Consider the following 19,908-nt stretch of genomic DNA (forward strand, 5'->3'; position numbering starts at 1 on the left):
GGAGCAATGCGGATCATTTGTAGGGATTGTGCGGGTAAGGCTCGGATTGATTCACGCGAAAACATGAATGTGGAATATGCAAAGCTGTACTGCCAGTGCCTCAACCCACGTTGCGGGCATACATTCGTAATGAACCTTACCTATTCACACCCCTTGCGTCCCTCGGCCCAATCGGTCGACCAGTTGATTTTCGACCGACTACGTGAAATGCCGCTTGCTCAGCAACGTCAGTTATTTGATCAGCTTAGTTCGCTACCTCTCTGATTAAACACCTCTCCCAGTTCTCTAGAACATTCCAGTAGTCGACCGTGACTCCAAGTCATGGTCGCTACCACACCGCCGCTTTCCTCTTCGCTCAGTGGTCTAGCCCCGACTGATACGCTCAATGAAATTAATACTTTTGCGACCTCTTCGATGATGTCTCTAGTGTGAATAATAGTTCGCTCGTCCATTTCTATGGCTCCATGCTGGGCGGGTCAGATGCCGGGCACTTTACGTATTTAAAAATTAGATTGTCAAATAATATTTTATATCGGGTCAGACGTCGCCTTAGTTCCCTATAAACCCAAGCTACACCGTGAGGTTGTATCTGTGAAGCCCCCGTATTCTGGTGCTTTGGTGAGATTGTTCTTTGTGGAAATTTCATTAGCGACTGCATGAATTTATACTTTCATGCGTACGTTAGTATCTACGTACGTACGCATTGCACTGTTCATTTGTAGGTGCTTTTTAGTTGTTGAGGTCTAGCGAAGGTTTTGTATGGCTAAACTATTGCTCAGTTCTTTTGATGTTTGGGTTTTTGTGCTGTTGATCTTTGTTGGGTGTGTCTGCATGAAACTATGGTTTCATGTATGTCAAGGAATAATGGTGCGCAGAAATTTCTTTGATTACAGGCACAAAAAAGGGCGCCGAAGCGCCCAGGTGAATCACAGTATCAATGAAATTTTAGCCGCTAGAACTATTACGGCTTATTGCGGGGCGTCGTCAGCGTGACTACGCCATAACGCCGATGTCCGTGTGGATCTTCAAACGCGGCGACCACCAGGCCCGCCGGCAACGGAATGTGCGCCATACCATTCCCGGTGTTGTGGTGGAGTAGGGCGGTGGCCTCAACCAAGTGAAAGTCGGCGGGCAACTCCATCTGTTTGCGGGCGTCGTCGTACTGCGCTTCACTGACTGCTACAAACTGACCGTCGATCAGCATGGGCTAACTCCTTTCTGTTGTACTGCTATTGGTTTGGCGAGCAGTCGAGCGACCACGTCAGCATCGCGATCGGACAGATCGCCCAAGGTTTGAGCCATTTCGGCCAGGCTTTCGAGGCGCTGCCGGGCGTCCGGGGTTTTGTGAACCAGGTAGCCAATCAAGGCGGCACCAATCATCGCCGTCGCCAAAAGAGGGCGAGGGGGCATGAACGTGCTGCTGCGTGGGCCGGGCGGTGTGATAGCCTTGCTACCGCCGCTGCTTGGGTGCTGTGCTTGCATGGTGTTGCTCCTCTTGTGGTGGTTGGTGTCGGGGAGCTGCAACTCCTCGACACCGTCTCTCTTACGCTTGCCGCAAATGGCTTGCCGTAAATACTTGGCGCTGTTCACAGCGCACTTCAAACAATCCCAGGTCATGCCCATCCACATCGTGCATATGCACGACCGTGATGAACGTCGGCGTGTCCTCCGGGTGATCCCGCCAATGTGCCGCCGCTGCCAGCTCGGCCAGATCTTCCGGTGAGCGCTGGTCGACGTAGCTGCTAGGTAACGGCAGCTCGCCGGGCAGGGTATTGGCTAAGAAGCGAATAATCATTGCTGCCCCCTCCTTACGCTTGGCGCACCAGGTGAACCACAAAGTCAGATGGGATTCCGGAGTGAATGCCCTGGGCTTGCAGATTCATCGCGGCTTTGATCTGGAACTGGGTGCAGTCGTCGGCCAGGAATTGCTTGGCACCGGCCATTGCTTTCTCTGCGATCAGGTTCACGAAGTACGGGGTAGTCCATTGCTGGCCGACGAGGATTGGCGCCTCGATCCCCTGCTTTTGTAGTTCGGCTTGAATGGCGCGTAGCCGGGTGGTTTTGCCTGTGGCTTGGCCGCCGGTGATGACTTGTACTTGCATGGTGTTGCTCCTTTTTTATGAGCCTGGGTCTCTTGATCCAGGAGGGTGAGTCGAGTCCGCCAGTAAAAAACGCGCGCAAGACCGCTCGGAGTCCGGAACATCCGGAACATTTAAAAAGTGATTGGCTGTAACCCTTGATTTACGGGGCCTGTAGCTGAGCGAAAATGTTCCGGTACTACCGGAACATTCCGGAACACGTTTTTTTGCGAATCGGCTGTAAGCCTTGTGTTGTAAGGGCTACAGCCATGTTCCGGTAAAAACGCTGACCGGAACATTGCCGGAACATGCCGGAACACAATCCGTTCCGGTGTGTTCCGGAATGTTCCAGTGCGACCGGAACATTTTTTTGTAATTAAGTGACTGTATTTATTGATAATTTTATCTATTGAATAGAAATGTTCCGGATGTTCCGGACAAACAAGGGGACTTCGCACAAAAGCCAAGCTCTTACCCATGCACACCCGATACACCTGCTGACCCATACGTTTCATGAGGCCTCCCCCCGCTTGCTGAAGAACCAAAGCCACAGAGAGCGTTTCTCCAGTCGTGACCGTGCTTTACGCGTCTCAATGAATTTGTGGGTGGTGCTGGTGGCCAATGCGCGGCGCAACTGGGTGTCAGGAATGACGTCTTGGCCAGCCTTTCTACAGGCCTGCTGGAAATGCTCGATGTTGATGCCGATGAGTTCTTTGTCGATGCTGTGGTTGAGCGTTTCGCGGGTCTCTTCGCGTTCGCCTTCGGCATCGATGATGGTCACCACGTCTTCATTCAAGTAGTGATAGATCTGCCAGAACTTGGCGGCGGTCGGGTTCTCCGATCGGCAGCGCTGTTGGCGATCGATGGCGCGGGCCTCCAGATGTTTAGCCAGGCTTTCTGTGTCTCTGTCCGTCCAGGTGGGAAACAGCGGCTGGGTTGCGTAGGCCGCTGCAAGGACTTGCGCAAAGCTCTGGACGATCCGCGCTTCCGTCAGGGCGTTGATGGACTGAAGACGTTTCTCATAGCGCGGGAATGCCTCGAAGTAGCGCTCCAACCATTGTTTTTCGAAAGCCAGTACACGGCGCAGGAAGCCGCCCAGCTCCTTGGCTTTCATGATCTTCAACCGATCGGCCATCGGCTTCAGGGCCAGCGAGTGGTGATCCTTGGTGCAGTGCATATGCACGATGCGCGAAAGAATGGCCTCGGAGCCGTCCACTGTTTCGTTCTGTGAGATGGCCAAGGCACCGCGCCAGATGCTGGTGCGCGTCTCGTTACCGGTGGTCTTCGCGCCGGTTACACGTACAGGGGCGTGATAGTCATACAGCGTCTTCATTTCATCCCAGGCGAATTGCACCGTCACTGATCGGCCCTGGGCATCGGTGTAAGTCCGATCGGATTCGATCAGGACAACCGGTAAGTTGCTGACTTCGGAAAGGGCGCGTGAAAGGCCCACGGCGCTGGCACCGGTGCCACTGGGTTTAATGCCTTCCATGTTGTCGCGACCGATCAAGCGCCACAGGAATCGTAGTAGGGTGGACTTGCCCGCGCCTGGTTCGCCGGTCAGCTCGAGGAAAGGGAACGACGCCTGCTGAACGCCAATCTGTTGAACGAACAGTGACGCTGTCCACCACGACAGTGCGGCTAGGCCATTCAGGCTATGAACCGCTAAGAAGTCGGGGAACCATTCCGGATCGAAGTCGGTACCGCGTTCGAACTTTGTGTTCACCAAAGCGGTTTTTACACCGGCACCCTTGACCTCGATGAAACCGTGGCTATTCACCTGCAACTCTCTGCCGCCATGAAACCCGAACTTTGGATAGCAGTAGGTGCCTGAGTCTTCGTCGTAGCCAATGAACGGGAGGCTGCGAACAGTGCGCACCGGGCGCCGCTCATCGTTCAGCCATTTGGCTTTGAGCATGGCCAGCTCACGGGCGCCGCCCTCAAAGTTTCCGCCTGGCGTGAAGTCGAGCATTGCCCGGACGAATCCACGCGGCTCTGCAATGGCGCTCGATGGTAGTGGCGCCTGAACGCTGCGACTGCGGTCGGGAAAACGGAAGTCGAAGTAGTAGCGTTGCTCGCCGGTGATGATGTCTTTTTCGAGGTAATCCAGGCTGGGGATGCAGTTGGATATTTGCGCTATCTTCACATTGCGGGAAAAGATCTCGCGGTTGCCGTCCACCTTGTCTTCGCCCAGATCCTTGCTCAGGTCTGCTTGGTTGACCCGGGCCGAATACAGTTGGTTACGAAACTCCAGCAGATAGAAGCCGGCTGGCCGGCGCAGGTACAGCAGGTAGGCGAGTTTGTTTGTGCTTTCAGCGGTGAACAGCCGGCCGCGATAACAAGCGTCGTCCAGAAATTTGTCGTCCAGTTCACCATCCCGGTACACATCATCCCAATCGCGTTCGCCGGCGAGAGCAACCCAGGCTATTTCCGTCATGCCGCGCAGCATCTTCAGATACTTGGGAATGTATTTGTGACCGGCTTTGTCGTCATCAAGGCCGATGACCCATGTCACCAGCTTGCCTTTGTTCGCTTCCACAATCGCCCAAGGGAAGTTCACGCAACTGATCGATGCGATCGCCTTTTTGCCGGCCAGGTGTAGAGCGATCGCGTGGAAGATCCCTTCCACTATGTAGACCCGATCGCTCTTTTCAATGGTTTGCCCTGGTGGCGTCCAGCCGCTGTTCTGGTAAGACATTTCGAACTTGATGCCAGCTTTGTCGCCTTTGTTTGCGGCAACCATGCTCTCGTCGATGATCCTTTCCCAGTAACCGTTGCACAGCGGAAAGCGGACGGTATCGGCCCAGACGCCTGACTTCATCTTGCGTTTAGCTTGGGCGTACCAGCCGGCGAGTTTGGCTACATCAAAACCGCGGTTGCGCTTTAGATAGGCGTCTGCCGTGGCGTTGGGATTGGCTTCTGTAGCCGGGAAACGCTCGCTCAAGTTTTCGAACAGGTAGCTGTAACGCTCCCGTGTGTTCTGTTCGAACTGGCACTCGTTATCGCGGTTGCACTTCAACCGATAGGGCTTTTCGCGACTGATGAACAGCTTCTGCTGGCCGCAGTTAGGACAGGTTCCTTTCTGTAGGTACTTATCACTGATGTCCTTGAAGTCCAGCTCTCTATCGTTTTCCAACGCCTTGACGACGTCAGTCTGATAGATCTCTTCGAATTGGTCGGAGGTGATGCGTGTTCTTGCGTTCATCACCGTGCCTTAGCGCTTGGAAGAGGTCGGTTTGGCAGACACGCGTTCGGCTTGTTCTGCTGCTTCCATGGCCAAAGCGACCATATTGATCAACAGTGCTTCTTTAGATCCCTCGGCCTTGGCGCGAATGAGGATTCGGCCGCGCTCGATGTCATTGCGGATCGCACGTTCGGACTGTCCCGACCGACGCGCAAGCTCCCGAACTGTCGTGTAAGGCGTGTCTATGGTGATCTGCATTTGATAAGCTCCATGTGTATATATGCCGAATAAAGTGGCATATGCACATGTTACGAATGTGCATTCGCACATGTCAATAGGAGCCATGCGTTGGAACTAGGTCAAAAACTCAAGGAAGTGCGGCTGACTGAGCGTCTGACTCAGACAGAAATTTGCGATATCGCGGGCATCAAGCTCGAAACATGGAAGGGGTACGAGTACGGGCGGCGCGCATCCGTAAGCTCTACAGAGCTGTTGAAAATCACCATGCACCCGCGTTTCAAGCGTTACGCGTTGTGGTTGGTGACCGATGAGACGGCACCAGAGATTGGGCAAATAAGCCCGGTCATCGGTCAATGAGTCTCGGTGAAAAGCTAAAGCTGATCCGAACCCGAGAAAGATTTACCCAGGTCGAAATCAGCAATATCACCGGTATCAAGGTTGAGACGTGGAAGGCGTACGAGTACGGGCGAAGTAAAACGGTTGCCTCTTCAGAACTGTTGAAAGTCACCCAACACCCTCTGCTCACCAAATACACGATGTGGCTGATGACTGGCCAAACCATACCGGAGGCAGGGCAGATTAGCCCCGTGTAAGTCCGTGCCGATAAGAAAACTACCGGATGGCCGCTACGAAGTGGACTGCCGCCCTGACGGCAGCTACGGCTATCGAACCCGCAGGATTTTCCCTACCAAAAACGAAGCGACTCATTACCACAGCAAGGTCATGGGAGAAGGTGCGTCGGGCCGGGTAGCTAAGCCCGCCAAGCACGATGCGCGAACCATGCTCGACCTGGTCAATCGCTGGTACGTCGTCCACGGCCAAAATCTGAAGACGGGCGAACAGCGCCTGGCGTTGCTGATCAGCATGGTCAATCGGATGGGGAATCCGAAAGCGCATAAGTTCACGTCTGCCCACTTTGCGCAGTACCGTGCCGAGCGTGCCGAGGGGAAGCATTCCAGAACGACGCCAGGCGCAGGTTACGCCAAGGGTGGCGCAGATCCGAAACCCATCAGCGCAAACATGCTCAATCATGAACTGTCGTACCTGCGTGCCGTGTTCAACGAGTTGGCCCGACTGGGCGAGTGGGATGCAGACAACCCGCTCGGCAAGGTTCGCAAACTCAAGTTCGACGAAACCGAGATGGCCTACCTGCTGGCCGAGCATATCCAAGAACTGCTTTGCGACCTGGCCAAGCGTGATTCGGATGCTGGCTTGATCGCCGAAGTGTGCCTGGCCACCGGTGCCAGGTGGGGCGAAGCGGAGAAGTTACAGCCGCGCCAAGTGCGTAATCAGATGGTGCATTACAGCCGGACGAAATCCAGTAAGAACCGGTCGGTGCCCATCTCGAAACGGCTTGAGGATCGGTTGAAAGCAGCATTGCCTTTCACGCCTTGCTACAACACCTTCCGGCGTAGCGTTGAGGCGATCGGCTTAGAACTGCCCGATGGGCAGCTAACGCATGTTCTACGGCATACCTTCGCGTCCCATTACATGATGAACGGCGGGGACATACTGACGCTTCAAAAGGTGCTTGGGCATGCGACATTGGCCATGACTCAGAAGTACGCTCACTTCAGCCCTGGTCACATGGCCGAGGTTGTTACGTTGAATCCGCTGGCCAGTCTTTTGGAGGCGAAACCGGTGGTTGAGAAAGTAGCGTAATCGGCCGTCCAAAATTGGAATTGGACGAATTTTGGACGGAGCGGGTTTTTTCGCAATCCAACTGACCGAATTTCTCAGGTGCCAGAAACGACAAAAGCCACGTAATACGTGGCTTTCAAATGTGGTGGGCCCACACGGACTTGAACCGTGGACCAAAGGATTATGAGTCCTCTGCTCTAACCAACTGAGCTATAGGCCCTCAGTAGGCCGCGGATTATAGCGATGGTTTCTCGGCTGTGCTATCCGAAAAATCCGATACGGCAATACGAAGAAACGTTGCGGCGAATTCTTCGGGCGGCAGGGGAAGGCTGACGATGTAGCCCTGGATCTGTTCGCACCCTTCGGCGGCGAGGAATTTCTGTTGGGCCTGGGTTTCCACGCCTTCGGCGATTACGGTGAATTGCATGCTCCGTCCCAGCGCGATGATGGCGCGCACAATCGCCGCGTCGTGGGGGTCGTCGGGCAGTCCGCGAACGAAAGACTGGTCGATTTTGAGGATGTCCAGCGGCAGGCGTTTGAGGTAACTGAGTGAGGAGTAGCCGGTGCCGAAGTCGTCGATCGCCAGTTGTACACCGAGGTGTTTGAGCTGGTGCAAGACGGCCAGCGCCTCTTCGGCCTGACTCATGATGAAATTTTCGGTAATTTCCAGTTGCAGTAAGCCTGGCTGCAGGCGGTTGTCCTTGAGCAGTTGTTCGATGCGTCCGAGCAGGTTCGGCTGGCGCAATTGCGCGCCGGCGAGGTTGACCGACAGCGGGCCGAGGCTTTCGTAGAGCTGATTCCACTCAAACATTTGCCGGCAGGCGGTTTCCAGCACCCAGTCGCCGATCTGCAGAATCATTCCGTTCTCTTCGGCCAATGGGATGAAGTGCTCGGGCGGCACGTCGCCGAAGGTCGGATGACGCCAGCGAATCAGTGCTTCGGCGCCCACCAGGCTGTGGTCGTCGAGACTGATTTTCGGTTGGTAATACAGATGCAACTCATCGCGTTCGATGGCCCGGCGCAGTTCGTGTTCCAGCGCCACGCGTTCGCTGGCCTGGGCGGTGAGGTCGCGGGTGTAGCTTTCGACGCGGTTGCGGCCCTTGGCTTTGGAGCGATACATCGCGGCGTCGGCGTTTTTCACCAGGGTGGCCACGTCGCAACCGTCGCGCGGATACATACTGGTGCCGATGCTGGCGCTGATGAAGAACTCGTGTTCGCCGGCCTGGAACGGTGCACCGAAGCAATTGAGCAGTTTGGTCGCGATATTGTCGGCGTCGCTCGCCTGTTGCAGGCCCGGGAGCAGGATGATGAATTCGTCGCCGCCTAGCCGCGCGACGGTGTCGATGTCGCGCACTTGTTCTTTCAACCGAACCGCGATACCCCTGAGCAGCAGGTCACCGACGGGGTGGCCGAGGCTGTCGTTGATGTGTTTGAAGCGGTCGAGGTCCAGGAACAGCACCGCCCCTTGGCTGCCGTTTTCCTGCTGGTTGTTCAGCGCCATCAGCAAGCGGCTTTCGAACAGCGTACGGTTCGGCAGGCCGGTGAGCGGGTCATGGTGGGCCTGGTAGTCGAGTTTGGCCTGGGCATGCTTGAGGCTGGAGATGTCGGCAAACACCGCAACGAAGTGAGTGATGAATTTGTCGCGGTTACGCACGGCGCTGATGGTCAGCCAGCTCGGATACAGTTCGCCGTTCTTGCGCCGGTTGGAAATCTCGCCCTGCCAGTGACCTTCGTGGGTCAGTTGATGCCACATGGCGGCATAAAACGCGCTGTCGTGCAGGCCCGAGGCGAGCAGGCGAGGGGTGTGGCCGAGCGCCTCGCTTTCGCTATAGCCGGTGATCTCGGTGAAGGCTCGGTTGACCGCGCTGATGTGTTGCTGGGTATCGGTGATCAATACGCCTTCGGCAGTGCTCTCGAACACGGTCGCAGCCTGTTGCAGTTTTTCCTGCATCAGGTGGCGTTCAGTGATGTCGCGGGCGATGGTCAACATGCAGTCTTCTTCGCCGATCGGCAGCGGACGGCTGGACACTTCGCACAGACGGATCTGCCCGTCGCTGCGGCGGATATGGCAGGTGAAGTCGCGGACGAAGCCGTCGCGATGCAGCAGGTCGAGCATCTGCTTGCGTTCGTTGAGGTTGACCCAGATCCCCAGGTCCAGCGCCGAGCGGTCTACCGACATCGCGCTGTTGAAGCCGGTGATGCGGCTGAAACCTTCGTTGACTTCCAGCAGCAAACCGTCGCTCTGGCGTGACAGCAGCAAACCGTCCGGTGAAGCGTGAAAGGCCTTGGCGAATTTCTCCTCCGAGGTTTGCAGTTGCTGTTGGGTTTCCTTGAGCTGAGTGATGTCGCGCACCACCACCACCAGTGCAGGCGTCGTGTCGAGGTCGAACGGCTCGGCGGAGATCAGGCCGGTGAACACCTGGCCGTTGTTGCGCCGGAAGGGCATCTCCAGGTTGCGGATGCTGCCGGCCTGCAAGCGCTGCAACAACCCCGGACCCACGCCGGGAATGCCCCAGATATTCAGGTCGGTGGCCGTCTGGCCGATGACTTCTTCGGCTTTCAGGCCTATCTGCTCCTCGAAGGCTTCGTTGACCTCCAGCAGGCAACCGTCGGATAGCCGCGCAATCACCAGAATGTCCGGACATTGCTGGAAGACCGAGGCGAATTTCTGCTCCGAGAGCCGCAAGGCTTCTTCGGTGCGCTTGGTCTCGCTGATGTCGATCATCAGTCCACGCATCACCGGTTCGTGGCCGTGTTCGATCAGGCTGACGATGTCGCGCACCCACAGACAGCGACCGTCGGCGGTGATCACCCGGTAATCGAGGCTGTGATCGCGTCCTGCCAGCACTTCGTGATCGCAGAAGCTCTGGGCGCGAGTCAGATCCGCCGGATGGATGATGTTGCGCCAGAAGCCGGGGACCAGCCAATGCGCCAGCGGATAACCGAGCAGGTCTTCAGCGTGGGGCGATACATAGCTGTAAGTGAAGTCGCTTATACGCGCCTCCCACGCAATGGCCGAAAGGCTCTCCACCAGGCCGCGATAGTGGTACTCGCTGCTGCGCAGTTCCTGTTCCAGGTCGATACGTCGCGCGATTTCCGAGCTCAGGCGCCGATTGATGCGGATGACGGCGGCCAGAATGATGACCAGCAACAACAGACCGGGAAGGCCGTAAACCAGCAAGTCAGACCAGAACGTTCGGTGATCGAGGACGTTACCGACCCAATGCTCTTGAATGCTGCTGATTTCAGCCGGGGTCATGTCTGCCAGGACTTTGTCCAGAATGCCCACCAGCATTTTGTTCTCGCGCGGCACAGCCATCGCCAGTTGATAGCGATACGGGGTTTCGCCGCTGACATACAAACCGTCGAGCTTGAGTTGACGCAGGCTCCAGACGCTTGAAGCGAGGTCGCCGACCACCGCGTCCACCTCATCGGTCGCCAGTGCCTGCAATGCCGAGCTGACATTGGGCATGGCGACAAGATTCAGGTCCGGGTGGTTGAGGCGAAGCAATTCGTGGGGCGCATAGTTTTTCACTACGGCAATTTTCAGGCCGTAGAGGTCTTCTATCTTGCGCGGTTGCGCGCCGCCGACATGGGACAGAATGACAATCGGGAAGTCGAGGTAAGGGCGGGTGAACGACAGGTAGTTCTGGCGCTCCGGGGTGGACATGATCCCCGGCAGCAGGTCGATCTTGCCGCTTTTGACCTGTTCCAGGACTTGCGTCCAGCTCGAAGGCTCGATGGGGGTGAGCTTGATCGCCAGACGCTGGCGTATGACGTCGATGTAGTCAGCCGCCAAGCCCTGATAGCGTGCCTGGTCATCGCGAAACTCAAAGGGCGGCCACGATGCATCCACACCCAGGTGCAAGTCGGGGTGAGCCGCCAGCCAGCTACGTTCTTCATCGGTCAGAGTCAGCGCGGCAGCCGTTGCGGTCCAGATCATCAGTGACAGCAAAAAAAGCACGGACGCCAGTCTGGGCATAACGCTCTCGTTATGGCTCAAGGGTGATTGTTTCGAGTGTAGACGGGGTATGCGGGGGGAGGGGGGAGCGAGGACTTTAATCTTCTACATAAACAAAACCCCCGGCCTGGGCCGGGGGTTCTGGTATCACTCGTCGAGGAAGGAGCGCAGATGCTCGCTTCGCGTCGGGTGGCGCAACTTGCGTAGCGCCTTGGCTTCGATCTGACGGATCCGCTCACGGGTCACGTCAAACTGTTTGCCGACTTCTTCAAGCGTATGGTCGGTGTTCATGTCGATACCGAAACGCATGCGCAGTACCTTGGCTTCACGAGCAGTGAGGCCGGACAGTACGTCACGGGTCGCTTCTTTAAGGCTCTCAACAGTGGCGACATCGATTGGCGACTGCATGGTCGAGTCTTCGATGAAGTCACCCAGATGGGAGTCTTCGTCATCACCGATCGGGGTTTCCATGGAGATCGGCTCTTTAGCGATCTTCAATACCTTGCGGATCTTGTCCTCAGGCATTTCCATGCGCTCGCCCAGCTCTTCCGGGGTCGGTTCGCGACCCATTTCCTGCAACATCTGGCGGGAAATACGGTTGAGCTTGTTGATCGTCTCGATCATGTGCACCGGAATACGGATGGTGCGGGCCTGGTCGGCAATCGAGCGAGTGATCGCTTGACGGATCCACCAGGTGGCATAAGTCGAGAACTTGTAACCGCGGCGGTATTCGAACTTGTCCACCGCTTTCATCAAACCGATGTTGCCTTCCTGGATCAGATCGAGGAATTGCAGGCCGCGGTTGGTGTATTTCTTGGCGATCGAGATCACCAGACGCAAGTTCGCTTCAACCATCTCTTTCTTCGCGCGGCGGGCCTTGGCCTCACCGATCGACATGCGACGGTTGATGTCCTTGATTTCTGCGATGGTCAGACCGGTTTCGGTTTCCAGCGCGATCAGTTTCTGCTGGCAACGAATGATGTCCGGCTGAACACGGCCGATGGCTTCGGCGTACTTGCTCTTGCCTTTGGCCAGGGCGTCGGACCAGCTTTCGTCAACTTCGTTGCTCGGGAATTGGCGCAGGAAATCGGTGCGAGGCATGCGTGCATCACGTACGCATAGCTGCATGATCGCGCGCTCTTGCTGACGCAGGCGATCCAGGGCACTGCGAACACGCTCGACCAGGCCTTCGAATTGCTTCGGGACCAGTTTGATCGGCATGAACAGCTCGGCCAGAGCCAGCAGCTCGGCAATCGCTGCCTTGTTGCTGCGACCGTGCTTTTTCAGAGCCTTGCGCGTGATTTCCATCTGATCGGACACAGCGCCGAAACGCTGGGCAGCGATAACCGGATCCGGACCGCTTTCGGCTTCTTCTTCGTCATCGGAAGAATCGGCTTCATCGTCGTCGGAATCGTCGTCCGCTTTCACGGCCTTCGGATCGACAGGCGGCGGCACTTCTGCCGCAGGCGGCGCGATGCCGTCGTCCGGGTCGATATAACCGCTCAGAACGTCGGACAGGCGACCACCTTCGGTGGTGACGCGGGTGTACTCCGAGAGAATGTGGTCAACCGTGCCAGGGAAGTGCGCGATCGCGCCCATCACTTCACGGATGCCCTCTTCGATCCGCTTGGCGATTTCGATTTCGCCTTCACGAGTCAGAAGCTCGACCGTACCCATTTCGCGCATGTACATGCGCACCGGGTCGGTGGTGCGACCGATATCGGTCTCCACCGCTGCCAACGCAGCGGCTGCTTCTTCCGCAGCGGCCTCGTCGGTATCGGCGTCGGCCAACATAAGGGCGTCCGCATCCGGAGCACTCTCGTGTACGGGGATCCCCATGTCGTTAATCATGCGGATGATGTCTTCCACCTGCTCCGGATCTGAAATATCCTCGGGCAGGTGGTCGTTGACCTCGGCGTAAGTCAGATACTTCTGCTCACGACCCAGTTTGATCAACTCAATAATACGAGACTGCTGTTGCGCTTTTCCGGACATAACACCCTATCCACTGAAGGTCTTGGCGGGCAAAAAACAAGCCGAGGATTATACCTGAGCTATGACCTCACGCGCCAGTTGAGGTCGGGTTTGATGCGGAAACATTGCGACTCAATAGGTCGCGCAGTTGATTTTTCTCTTCGATACTCAGTTCGCTTTGACGCGCTTTGCTGAGCAACTGTTCCAGATTTCGCTCGCGTTGGCGGGCTGACAAGCTAGTAATGGTGTCGAAAAACTGTTGTTCAAGGTTATCTCCGTCAATCAACCACTCCTTTTCTGCCAGCGCCTTGAGCAAGCGACCCTGTTCAGTGCCGTGCCATCGTGCGATCAACTGAAATGAGTTTAGCTTGGGATTCTTCTGTACGGCTTCGAGCAGCGCCACAAGCAACTGGGCGTTGGTCTGATTTTCATCCGCGATGTGCCCGGCGTCTTCGACGCGCTCGGCCAATTGCGGGTGATGGAGCAGTGTGCGCAGGGCCGTCAGGGTCGGTGACTCCACGCCGATGGGCGTGCGCGGGCGTTGTTGATCACGATCTCCGCCGCGCTTGCCATTCTTGTCCCAGGGTTTCTTGTCCCACTTCTTGCCGCCGGCGCCGGGTTTCTTTGGCGTCCACTCTTGCTGCGGCACATACATGTCCTGTGCCTGCGGCTGATGGTAGTCGCTGTAGTCCGGCATTGCGTCGTAATCGATGCCCGGATCGTAGGCGGGTGGCGCTTCCTGCGGCGCACTTTGCGCCAGTTGACTGACGGTTTCGCTGCTCAGGCCGGTGATTTCGGTCAAGCGCTGACGCATCAGGATGCGCAGGTTGGCGCCCGGTACTTTGTCGATCAACGGTGCGGCGAGGGTGGCCATGTGGGCCTTGCCTTCGAGTGAGCGTGGATCGGCCTCTTCTGTCAGTTGCTGGAAGAAATAATCCGCCAGCGGTTGGGCGTGCTGATTGATTCGGGCTTTGAAAGCATCGGTGCCTTCGGCGCGGACCAGGGTGTCCGGGTCTTCGCCCTCGGGCAGGAACAGGAATCGCGCGCGGCGACCGTCTTGCAGGCTCGACAGTGTTGCTTCGAGTGCGCGCCAGGCGGCGTTGCGGCCGGCCTGGTCGCCGTCAAAGCAAAACAGTACGTTCGGCACGACGCGGAACAAGCGCTTCAAGTGCTCTTCGCTGGTGGCGGTGCCCAGCGTCGCGACGGCATTGCGCAAGCCTTGCTGGGCGAGGGCGATGACGTCCATGTAGCCCTCGACGACGATTATTTCGTCGAGGTTGCGGTTGTTCTTGCGTGCTTCATAAAGGCCGTAGAGTTCCTGGCCTTTATGGAATACCGGGGTTTCCGGCGAGTTCAAGTATTTGGGCTTGTCATCGCCGAGCACGCGCCCACCGAAAGCGATGATCCGGCCTCGGGTGTCGCGGATCGGGAACATCACGCGATCACGGAAGCGGTCATAGCGTTTGCCGGTTTCGGCGTTCTCGATCAGCAGGCCGGCGTCGATCATGGCTTTTTGCTGCAATGTGTCGCTGCTCAAATGCTTGAGCAGGTTGTCCCAGCCGGGCGGTGCGAAGCCGAGGCCGAAATCCCGAGCGATCTCGCCAGTCAGCCCACGGCCCTTAAGGTAATCCACTGCGGCTTTGCGCGATGGATGGCTCTTCAGTGCCTGCCGGTAAAAGTCGGCGGCGGCGCTAAGCAGCGGATACAGCGGCGAGTCGGTCGGCTGTCGCGGTTTGTGCTGACGGCCACCTTCTTCGCGGGGGATTTCCATGCCGGCAGCTTTCGCCAGATCTTCGATAGCCTGGGGGAAGTCCAGGTTGTCGTGATCCATAAGAAAGCCGAGGGCATTACCGCCAGCGCCGCAGCCAAAGCAGTAATAGAACTGCTTGTCGGGACTGACACTGAACGAGGGGGTTTTCTCTTTGTGAAACGGGCAGCAGGCGGTGTAGTTCTTGCCGGCTTTTTTCAGTTGCACACGCGAGCTGACCACGTCGACGATGTCGGTGCGGTTCAGGAGGTCGTCAATAAAGCTCTGGGGAATCAGCCCGGCCATGGCGTTCTCGTCGTCTGCGCTGTAATAAGTCCGATGCGAAGGGCGGCCGAACACGGTTCGTTGCTCGAAGCGCGCAAAATGTGCGGCTCGACCGGTGTCGTCTGCTTGATCGCTGTCGGGAAGTGTATCTGCCGAAAATCCACTGACGTTAATGCCTATCAGTTTTCGACTATTTGAAAGTGTTGCGCTGAATCCGCTGACGGCCGGTTAATGGCCTCGGATAGCTCAATAAAACGGGCACGCATGCAGGTGCCTTGGGCTGATCGTCGTTAGAGAAATCAGTGGGTGTGCTCGTCAGTAGCCTTGAAAGGCTCGTCAGAAAAGACGTGCACCGCTGGCAAAAGAGCCAGGCCTGACGCGGTGAAGCAGATTTGTCTAAGTCGCGTCTGCGGCTTCGACGGTGAAGCATCAAGCGTTTTACGCAAATGCCATTAGCCCGGCTGAGGGCCGGGCTTAGGCAAGAAGCTTGCTACGAACGTCTGTGTATTAGTACAGACGAACGGCGCGGCGCTGTTCGCGCTGAACTTTCTTGGCGTGACGCTTAACAGCGGCTGCTGCTTTACGCTTACGCTCAGAAGTTGGCTTCTCGTAAAATTCGCGGCTACGAACTTCAGCCAGTACACCGGCTTTTTCGCAGGAGCGCTTGAAACGACGCAGAGCTACGTCGAAGGGTTCGTTCTCTTTAACTTTGACGGCTGGCATCCAGAGCTACCTTCATTCATTACCGGGGTCAACATCCTCGCGGCAAAAGAGCACTTGAAGACGTCGGTTTTTAAGGGTTGCGGATGTTAACCCCTCATCGCTCGGAATGCAAAGCCTCTGATCGAAAACCGCTGGCCGGGGCATCACGCGGCGACTATTATGCGCGCCTTCGAATTCAGCCTAAACAAGGCGCAAACCCATGCTAGTACTGGGATTAGAAACCTCCTGCGACGAAACCGGTGTCGCATTATATGACAGTGAACGCGGCTTGCTGGCCGACGCATTGTTCAGTCAGATCGACTTGCATCGTGCCTACGGCGGTGTGGTGCCTGAGCTGGCCTCGCGTGATCACGTCAAACGCATGCTGCCCTTGATTCGTCAGGTGTTGGCCGAGGCTGACTGCGTGCCCACCGAGATCGATGCGATCGCTTATACCGCAGGTCCTGGCCTGGTGGGTGCGCTACTGGTCGGCGCTTCTTGCGCACAAGCGCTGGCCTTTGCCTGGGGCATTCCGGCGCTGGGTGTGCACCACATGGAAGGCCATTTGCTGGCGCCGATGCTGGAACCGAAACCGCCGCAATTCCCGTTCGTCGCTTTGTTGGTCTCCGGTGGCCATACGCAGTTGGTTCAGGTCGATGGCATTGGCCGATACAGCCTGCTCGGCGAGACCCTTGATGACGCCGCCGGTGAAGCTTTCGACAAAACCGCGAAAATGATGGGCCTCAATTACCCGGGCGGGCCGGAAATCGCCAAGCTGGCGGAAAAGGGTGTCGCGGGACGTTTTACTTTTCCGCGTCCGATGTGCGATCGCCCGGGGCTTGATTTCAGCTTCAGTGGTCTGAAAACCTTCGCACTCAACACTTGGCAGCAGTGCGTCAGCGCCGGGGACGACGGCGAGCAAGCCCGCTGCGACATCGCGCTGGCGTTCCAGCAGGCCGTGGTGGAGACTCTGACCATCAAGTGCAAGCGTGCCCTGAAACAGGCCGGCATGAAGCGTTTGGTGATCGCCGGTGGCGTCAGCGCCAACAAGGCATTGCGCGTTTCGCTGGAGAAAATGCTCGGCGACATGAAGGGCGACGTGTTTTATGCGCGCCCCGAGTTTTGTACCGACAATGGCGCGATGATTGCGTTTGCCGGCTGCCAGCGTTTGCAAGCCGGTCAGCAGGAAAGCCTGGCGATCAGCGTGCAGGCGCGCTGGCCGATGGAGCAGTTGTCGGCGTTGTAATGAGCGTCGCTCTTGAGCGGTATTTAGAAATGCCGTTCGCGCCCGGCAAACAGGTCGCGTAGATTGCCGCGGTGGCGCCAGACGATGAGCAGTGTCAATGCGCACATCGGCAACAGCGCCTCCGGTTCCTGCCAGGCGAGCAACGGCAGGGTCAGCGGTGTCGCAATCAGGGCCGCCAGCGAGCTGGTACGGGTCAGGTAGAACGTCAGCAGCCAGGCGCACACCGCCAGCAGGGCTGCGGGCGGATACAGCCCCAGCAGCATGCCGGCAGCAGTGGCGACACCTTTGCCGCCGCGAAAACGGAAATACAGCGGGAACAGGTGACCGATCACGGCGCACACGCCGATCCAGGCCTGATCTTGCAGCGACAGGCCTGCTGCGGATGCGATCAGCACTGGCAGCAGGCCTTTGCACAGATCACCCAGCAGGGTCAGGATCGCCAGTTTGCGACCGGCCAGGCGCAGCATGTTGGTGGCGCCAGCATTACCCGAGCCACTCATTCGCGGATCCGGGTTTCCGGTCAGGCGGCTGAGCAAAATGGCGAAGGACAGCGAGCCGAGCAGGTAGGCGAGAGTCGCCAGTAACCAAAACATGCTAACTATTCCGGGCGAGGACGCCCTGATTCTAACGGCGCATTGCGCCCTTGTCGTGCAGCGGAGAAAAGTGCTTGGACAGAGTATTTATCGAGGGCCTGGAAGTTGACACCGTCATCGGTGCCTACGACTGGGAGCGCGGCATCCGACAGTGCCTGCGTCTTGATCTGAGCTTCGCCTGGGACAATCGCCCGGCCGCCGCCGGTGACGACCTGACCCTGGCGCTCGACTACGCTAGCGTTTCCACGCGTATTCAGGCTTTTGCCGAGCAGGCGCAGTTTCAGTTGGTCGAGACCTTCGCTGAGCGTCTGGTCGAGGTGCTGATGACTGAATTCAAGATCACTTGGGTGCGTCTGAAGCTGACCAAGCCTGGCGCCGTGCCGGCCGCCAAAGGCGGAGTGGGTGTGGAGATCGAGCGCGGATGTCGCTGACTCAGGTCTATCTCGGGCTCGGTAGTAACATCGAGCGCGAAACCCATTTGCGTGCCGGTCTTGATGCGCTGGCCACGTTTCTGGTGGATATCCGCTGTTCGGCGGTGTTCGAGAGCCAGCCGGTAGGCGTCAAGAGCGGGCCGTTCTTCAATTTCGTGGTCTCGGCGTTTACCGATTTGCCGTTGATGGAGCTGGATCGCCGGTTGAAATTCATTGAGGCCGATAACGGCCGTTATGCCCCGGATCGCAAGGGGTTGCCGCTGGATATCGACGTGCTGTTGTACGGCGATCTGGCGGGCAATTTCGACGGGCTGGTGCTGCCCCGAGCCGAAATCTTGAAAAATGCCTTTGTGTTGTGGCCGTTGTCGTTGATTGCCCCGGATCGCGTGCATCCGGGTGTGGGAAAAAGCTTCGCGACGTTGTGGGCTGAGGCACAGATTGATCAGGTCTTGGCGCCGGTGAGGTTTGAGTGGCGGGGTGAGCAATTGACCCCTTCAGTTCTGTGTTGACCTGACTGACACCTTCGCGAGCAAGTCAGCGCCCGCATTGGAGCGCATGTTACCTGTGAGCGCTGGCTTGCTCGCGAAGCTGTTCAGCAGGCCGAAGCTTCCTTGTAAGTCTTCAAGGCCTTGAGCCGCTCGCGCTTGAGCGCCTCGCCCAGTTCCGGGCCCTTGAAACCCTTCTCCAGCAACGGTTGCACCGCCACACCTCGCGCCACTGTTGCGGCGCCACGCAAGTAATCGGCCTGTGGATAACTGCGCTGCTCCAACCCTTTACGGCCTCGCGCATCCATCTCGCAGGCGGCAATGAACTCCTCAAAACGCTGCGGTCGGCGATACACGTCAAAACTCTGCAGTAACTCCAGCAATGTCGATGCTTTCAACTCCAGAGCGCGGTGGCCATGGGTGTGATACTGGCCAACCAGCAGGGCCAGTTCCTGGCAATCTTTCGGCGCCTTGAACCGCGCGTTGACGGCTTTGATCAGCTTCAGCCCTTTGTGCTCGTGGGCAATGTGCCGCGGCCATTCTTCTTCAGGGGTCAGGCCTTTGCCGAGGTCGTGCAGCAGGCAGGCCCAGCGCACGGTCAGTGGTTGCTTGTGCAGCGCTGATTGCTCCAGCACGCTCAACGTGTGAATGCCGCTATCGATTTCCGGGTGATGAACTTCCGGTTGCGGTACGCCAAACAGCGCGTTGACTTCCGGCATCAGCACCTTCAAAGCGCCGCATTCGCGCAGCACCTCAATGAACACCTGTGGCTGATTTTCCATCAGTGCCCGGGAGATTTCTTTCCAGCTGCGTTCAGCCGTCAGCGCCTCCAGTTCGCCCGAATCGCTGAGCTGACTCATCAGCGCCAGGGTCTCGGGTGCAATGCTGAAACCCAGCTCGGCGTATCGGGCCGCGAAGCGTGCAACGCGCAGTACACGGAGTGGATCTTCGGCGAACGCCGGAGAAACGTGGCGCAGAACTCGAGCCTCCAGATCGCGCTGGCCATGGTACGGATCGGTCAGATTTTGCTGATCGTCCTCGGCCATGGCGTTGATGGTCAGGTCACGGCGTATCAGGTCTTCTTCAAGTGTGACTTCGGGACTGGCGTGGAAAGTAAAACCGCCATAGCCACGACCGCTTTTGCGCTCAGTGCGGGCGAGGGCGTATTCCTCGCCGCTTTTTGGGTGAAGAAACACCGGGAAGTCTGCGCCAACCGGGCGATAACCCTTGGCGAGCATTTCTTCCGTAGTGGCGCCAACGACCACCCAATCGACATCGGTGACCGGTTTGCCCAGCAAGCGATCACGTACTGCACCGCCAACCTTGAAAATCTGCATAAAA

General features: G+C 57.5%; 19 protein-coding genes and 1 tRNA gene. 7 read left to right on the top strand and 13 right to left on the bottom strand.

From position 1 onward, the window contains the following. The first annotated feature begins 6 nt into the window (after positions 1–6). Entirely contained in the window at positions 7–264 is a 258-nt protein-coding gene (locus AACY02_RS19005) for an ogr/Delta-like zinc finger family protein (RefSeq protein WP_339433284.1), read from the top strand. A gap of 697 nt (positions 265–961) precedes the next feature. Here the strand turns inward: AACY02_RS19005 and AACY02_RS19010 are convergent. The 6 genes from AACY02_RS19010 to AACY02_RS19035 form a co-directional block, all read right to left on the bottom strand. Beyond that, positions 962–1,204: a hypothetical protein gene (locus tag AACY02_RS19010; protein ID WP_262948200.1), complete on the bottom strand. Its 243-nt coding sequence runs from the start codon at positions 1,202–1,204 to the stop codon at positions 962–964. After that, a complete protein-coding gene (locus AACY02_RS19015) occupies positions 1,198–1,482 on the bottom strand; it encodes a hypothetical protein (RefSeq protein WP_339433285.1) in 285 nt (94 codons plus the stop codon). Before AACY02_RS19015 ends, AACY02_RS19010 begins: the two co-directional genes overlap by 7 nt. 61 nt (positions 1,483–1,543) lie before the next feature. Then, the gene (locus tag AACY02_RS19020; protein ID WP_339433286.1) at positions 1,544–1,795 is read right to left on the bottom strand and encodes a hypothetical protein; all 252 of its coding nucleotides are present in this window, start codon (positions 1,793–1,795) and stop codon (positions 1,544–1,546) included. 13 nt (positions 1,796–1,808) lie between these two features. Continuing rightward, the gene (locus AACY02_RS19025; protein WP_339433287.1) at positions 1,809–2,102 is read right to left on the bottom strand and encodes a hypothetical protein; all 294 of its coding nucleotides are present in this window, start codon (positions 2,100–2,102) and stop codon (positions 1,809–1,811) included. A 487-nt stretch (positions 2,103–2,589) separates the two neighbouring features. After that, positions 2,590–5,022: a toprim domain-containing protein gene (locus AACY02_RS19030; RefSeq protein WP_339433289.1), complete on the bottom strand. Its 2,433-nt coding sequence runs from the start codon at positions 5,020–5,022 to the stop codon at positions 2,590–2,592. Between the two features lie 270 nt (positions 5,023–5,292). Then, positions 5,293–5,520, bottom strand: coding sequence for a hypothetical protein (locus AACY02_RS19035; protein ID WP_141129360.1), 228 nt, complete (start codon positions 5,518–5,520; stop codon positions 5,293–5,295). A 90-nt stretch (positions 5,521–5,610) separates the two neighbouring features. On the opposite strand from AACY02_RS19035, the gene AACY02_RS19040 reads away from it, so the two are divergent. The 3 genes from AACY02_RS19040 (at position 5,611) to AACY02_RS19050 (ending at position 7,164) form a co-directional block, all read left to right on the top strand. Next, positions 5,611–5,859, top strand: a complete 249-nt coding sequence (locus AACY02_RS19040) for a helix-turn-helix transcriptional regulator (protein ID WP_339433290.1) — start codon at positions 5,611–5,613, stop codon at positions 5,857–5,859. After that, positions 5,856–6,095, top strand: coding sequence for an XRE family transcriptional regulator (locus AACY02_RS19045; protein WP_339433291.1), 240 nt, complete (start codon positions 5,856–5,858; stop codon positions 6,093–6,095). The genes AACY02_RS19040 and AACY02_RS19045 overlap by 4 nt, the downstream gene beginning before the upstream one ends. 187 nt (positions 6,096–6,282) lie before the next feature. After that, positions 6,283–7,164, top strand: a complete 882-nt coding sequence (locus AACY02_RS19050; RefSeq protein WP_339433292.1) for a phage integrase — start codon at positions 6,283–6,285, stop codon at positions 7,162–7,164. 122 nt (positions 7,165–7,286) lie between these two features. Here the strand turns inward: AACY02_RS19050 and AACY02_RS19055 are convergent. From AACY02_RS19055 to rpsU, 5 genes are all read right to left on the bottom strand, one after another. Beyond that, positions 7,287–7,363, bottom strand: a tRNA-Ile gene (locus AACY02_RS19055). A 15-nt stretch (positions 7,364–7,378) separates the two neighbouring features. After that, positions 7,379–11,125, bottom strand: a complete 3,747-nt coding sequence (locus tag AACY02_RS19060) for a bifunctional diguanylate cyclase/phosphodiesterase (protein WP_339433293.1) — start codon at positions 11,123–11,125, stop codon at positions 7,379–7,381. Between the two features lie 126 nt (positions 11,126–11,251). Next, positions 11,252–13,099, bottom strand: a complete 1,848-nt coding sequence (gene rpoD, locus AACY02_RS19065; RefSeq protein WP_339433294.1) for an RNA polymerase sigma factor RpoD — start codon at positions 13,097–13,099, stop codon at positions 11,252–11,254. A 67-nt stretch (positions 13,100–13,166) separates the two neighbouring features. Then, complete coding sequence (gene dnaG, locus AACY02_RS19070; RefSeq protein ID WP_339433335.1) at positions 13,167–15,131, bottom strand: DNA primase; 1,965 nt, start codon at positions 15,129–15,131, stop codon at positions 13,167–13,169. A gap of 486 nt (positions 15,132–15,617) precedes the next feature. Further along, positions 15,618–15,833, bottom strand: a complete 216-nt coding sequence (rpsU, locus tag AACY02_RS19075; protein ID WP_002551877.1) for a 30S ribosomal protein S21 — start codon at positions 15,831–15,833, stop codon at positions 15,618–15,620. A 199-nt stretch (positions 15,834–16,032) separates the two neighbouring features. On the opposite strand from rpsU, the gene tsaD reads away from it, so the two are divergent. After that, positions 16,033–17,058 (top strand): tRNA (adenosine(37)-N6)-threonylcarbamoyltransferase complex transferase subunit TsaD, encoded by a 1,026-nt coding sequence (tsaD, locus tag AACY02_RS19080; protein ID WP_339433295.1) that lies wholly within the window; start codon positions 16,033–16,035, stop codon positions 17,056–17,058. 23 nt (positions 17,059–17,081) lie between these two features. Here tsaD and plsY read toward each other — a convergent pair whose 3' ends face one another. Continuing rightward, positions 17,082–17,651 carry a glycerol-3-phosphate 1-O-acyltransferase PlsY gene (gene plsY, locus AACY02_RS19085; RefSeq protein ID WP_339433296.1) on the bottom strand — a complete coding sequence of 190 codons (570 nt, stop codon included), beginning with the start codon at positions 17,649–17,651 and terminating at the stop codon, positions 17,082–17,084. 74 nt (positions 17,652–17,725) lie between these two features. Here plsY and folB point away from each other — a divergent pair, with 74 nt between their 5' ends. Both folB and folK read left to right on the top strand, forming a co-directional pair. Beyond that, positions 17,726–18,082 carry a dihydroneopterin aldolase gene (folB, locus tag AACY02_RS19090; RefSeq protein ID WP_056786656.1) on the top strand — a complete coding sequence of 119 codons (357 nt, stop codon included), beginning with the start codon at positions 17,726–17,728 and terminating at the stop codon, positions 18,080–18,082. Beyond that, positions 18,073–18,591 (top strand): 2-amino-4-hydroxy-6-hydroxymethyldihydropteridine diphosphokinase, encoded by a 519-nt coding sequence (gene folK / locus AACY02_RS19095; RefSeq protein WP_339433297.1) that lies wholly within the window; start codon positions 18,073–18,075, stop codon positions 18,589–18,591. Before folB ends, folK begins: the two co-directional genes overlap by 10 nt. Before the next feature lie 83 nt (positions 18,592–18,674). On the opposite strand, the gene AACY02_RS19100 is transcribed toward folK, so the two are convergent. After that, positions 18,675–19,904: a multifunctional CCA addition/repair protein gene (locus AACY02_RS19100; protein ID WP_339433298.1), complete on the bottom strand. Its 1,230-nt coding sequence runs from the start codon at positions 19,902–19,904 to the stop codon at positions 18,675–18,677. Positions 19,905–19,908: the final 4 nt, after the last annotated feature.

This window comes from Pseudomonas sp. EA_65y_Pfl2_P78 (assembly GCF_963970495.1).
GTDB lineage: Bacteria > Pseudomonadota > Gammaproteobacteria > Pseudomonadales > Pseudomonadaceae > Aquipseudomonas > Aquipseudomonas baetica_A.